Consider the following 2,998-nt stretch of genomic DNA (forward strand, 5'->3'; position numbering starts at 1 on the left):
GGTAAGTATGGACGCTAAATTTCATTCTGAAAATGAATATGGTTTTATTCTAGATATTTTGAACACTTACATGGTGATAAAGAAGACATTAAAAAATGATCATTATCCTTATGATTCATTTGGTTATCTTCTTGCTCTTTATCAACCGCTCAAAGTTTATATCCCTCAGCTTCCTCATCCAAAAATTTATATTGAGATTGGTGGAATTTCATATGACAGAATGATTGTTGGGCAAACAGAGGATGAGACAGAAGCCATAAATCTTTTATTGAATTTAGGACAACTTGTTGCTTAACAATTAAGTGATATTTTAATGCTGAGTTTAATTTACTTAAGAAACACGCTTTCTTAAGTAAATTCATGACAAAACTAAAGGCTATAAAATGGTTGTTGGAAAAGAGAACCTAAAGAAATTCTTTGGTGTTTCTACATGACATGATTAAAGAAACTCTCTTATAAGATACAAAAAATCACAAAAGCTAAATCTATAACTTTAAAAGAATTTGTTTATATAACTAAGAACATTAAAAGTAGGTCATCGTAATGAAAAAAATATTCTTAGTAGCACTCACTGGATGTACTTTATTGGGTAGTAATGCGGTATTGGCTAAACCCGATGCCACATTAATAAAAGAAGCGACAAAAAATGTAGTCACAGTCTCTAAAGCAAAAACTTTGGCTGATGAATCTGGAGTAACTTTGACGGGTACGATTGTAAAGTATATTGCTGGTGACCATTTTGAGTTTAAAGATGCTACGGGTTCGATTGTAATTGATGTTGATGATGACTTGTGGAAGCCTCTACAACTTAAAGCTGGAGATAAAGTGCGTGTAGTAGGAGAGGTAGATACACATCGAGTTAAGCCTACCGATATTGAAGTTTTTAAGATTGAACGTGTTAAATAAAACTAGATTATTTATATCAATATTGTTCAAAGCAAACAAAAAAAGAAAACTCCTATTTTTAGGAGTTTTCTTTTGAAAGACGATAACTTTTTATTATTGCGTTGCATTAAATGCCTCATGATAACTTACATAGCCTTTAGCAATATTCCCTGAGAAGCTTAAGGCTTGGAAATACTCACTTGGTACATTAGGTAAAATTAGCTCAGGATAGTTTTTAAAACTAAAGCGGCTGTAATAGTTGGGATCACCTAATAAAACACATCCTTTTGCACCTAAGTTTTTTAATTTTTCTAGTGATTTATTCATCAGAAGGGAACCAATACCCAGCCCTTGTTTATCTGGATGAACGGAAATAGGGCCCAAACCATACCAACCCATTTCCCCTGAACTGATTTGAACTGGAGAAATAGCAACATGCCCAATAATAGAGCTATTTTCAACTGCCACTAGAGAAATGGTGAGTTGACCGTGGTTTCTTAAACTATTAATAATAAAATGTTCGGTATGACTCGTGTGCTCAGCATTTTGAAAAGCTACTTTAGTTAGGTTTTCGATGGCTTCAATATCTTCAACTTGCTCATCACGAATAATAATATTCATTAAAAATTCTTCCAGATTTATTGATTAGCTATACGAGGTAACTTCTTTAGATACGCTCCCTTCGTTGGTTTTTATTGAAATATCTATAAAGAAAATTAAATATCTAGCTAGATTCTAATTTAAATAACTCAATAACGATAGCTAGCCCATACAAGCCTAATCTTATTTGGTTATTTTACCAATCGTTAAATTATTGTTAGTTTTATTTTTGCCGTTCGTCAGAAAAATTAGATAACTATTTCATGTAATTAGTGAGATAAATTGATAGATTTATCTAAATTAATTTTGTTTAAAAATTATACTGATTGATAAAAAAGGCAACTTGGCTATATTCCATATCTATATTGCAAAATCAGCAATATATTTCTAGGATGGAATAAAAATGAAAAAAAGAGTAATAAAAATAGCAATATTAAGTTCATTATCTGTAATCACAAGCATGAGTTATGCGCAGGAATTTAAAAGATTTTCTGTCTCTGCTGGTTGGCTACATGTAATGCCACAGGGTAAAGCTAATCCATTTAATATTAATACTGCTGTTAAGAATGGAACTGCTGCTAAAGTCGGTACTATTTCAACAACAAGCTTTTTAAATTCGGTTGATCCTAATGCCACCGAAGTCGACTTAGGAGGAGAGGTCTTTAATCAAAAGGAGTTTCTAGAGCTAGCGTTAAAAGATGAGTATATGCGAGAGATTATGCTTGATGAGAACGGAAATATTAAATCTGAAGTTTCCGGTATTGCGACGGTTAAAGGAATAGAAAACTGGCAACAAAATGATGCAGGTCTTGAGGTCGATGATGCAGATACGCTGGGATTAACCTTCAACTATTATCTAAATGATCATGTGTCTTTACAATTTATTGGCGGAATTCCACCTAAAGTTGATATTAAAGGGAAAGGCGAAATCTTAGCACCGTTAAGTGGAGTCGCAATGTCTCCTAATGATTTGGTGAAGTATCTTTTCCCAAATGGAATTACCTTAGGTCAAGCAATCCCGATTACTAACTTAGGAAATAAATCTAAAGCTGCATCTATTCGAGCATGGACGCCAACCATAGAAGCACAATATCAGTTTGGTAAAAGTGGGGTAAATAAGTTTAGACCCTATATTGGAGCAGGTTTAATGTATGCCCATTTTAATGATATTAAACTTAACGATGGAATTCGTTATGATTTAGTGTCCGCAGGCCATATGATCCAAAACGTGTTGGATGGCAAAGCTGGAGCAGCTTTAGACCGAAAAGAATCAAGCGGAAAAATGGTCGTTAATGTTGATGCAGATGATGCGATAGCGCCTATTTTTACTGCTGGTTTTACCTATGATTTTAATGATTCGTGGTATACGGTTGCTTCTGTGTCTTATGCAAAGTTAAGTAATAATGCACAAATTGATGTCGTCAATGAAAATACGGGAACTCGCTTAATACATGCCACAACAAAAGTTGATATTGACCCACTGATTACCTATTTAGGGGTAGGTTATCGATTC

4 protein-coding genes are annotated in these 2,998 nt (G+C 33.6%); 3 read left to right on the forward strand and 1 reads right to left on the reverse strand.

Annotation, left to right across the window (positions count from 1 at the left end; translation table 11 throughout):
- Positions 1–7 precede the first annotated feature (7 nt).
- Complete coding sequence (locus NL42_RS18090; protein ID WP_016137792.1) at positions 8–295, forward strand: hypothetical protein; 288 nt, start codon at positions 8–10, stop codon at positions 293–295.
- Between the two features lie 248 nt (positions 296–543).
- Positions 544–906, forward strand: a complete 363-nt coding sequence (locus tag NL42_RS18095) for a NirD/YgiW/YdeI family stress tolerance protein (protein WP_461313804.1) — start codon at positions 544–546, stop codon at positions 904–906.
- 93 nt (positions 907–999) lie between these two features.
- Here the strand turns inward: NL42_RS18095 and NL42_RS18100 are convergent, their stop codons facing one another.
- Positions 1,000–1,506: a GNAT family N-acetyltransferase gene (locus tag NL42_RS18100; RefSeq protein WP_461313805.1), complete on the reverse strand. Its 507-nt coding sequence runs from the start codon at positions 1,504–1,506 to the stop codon at positions 1,000–1,002.
- 382 nt (positions 1,507–1,888) lie between these two features.
- Here NL42_RS18100 and NL42_RS18105 point away from each other — a divergent pair.
- On the forward strand, positions 1,889–2,998 hold a 1,110-nt coding region (locus NL42_RS18105), incomplete at its 3' end, for an OmpW/AlkL family protein (RefSeq protein ID WP_461313806.1).

This window comes from Acinetobacter sp. GN11, assembly GCF_054823985.1.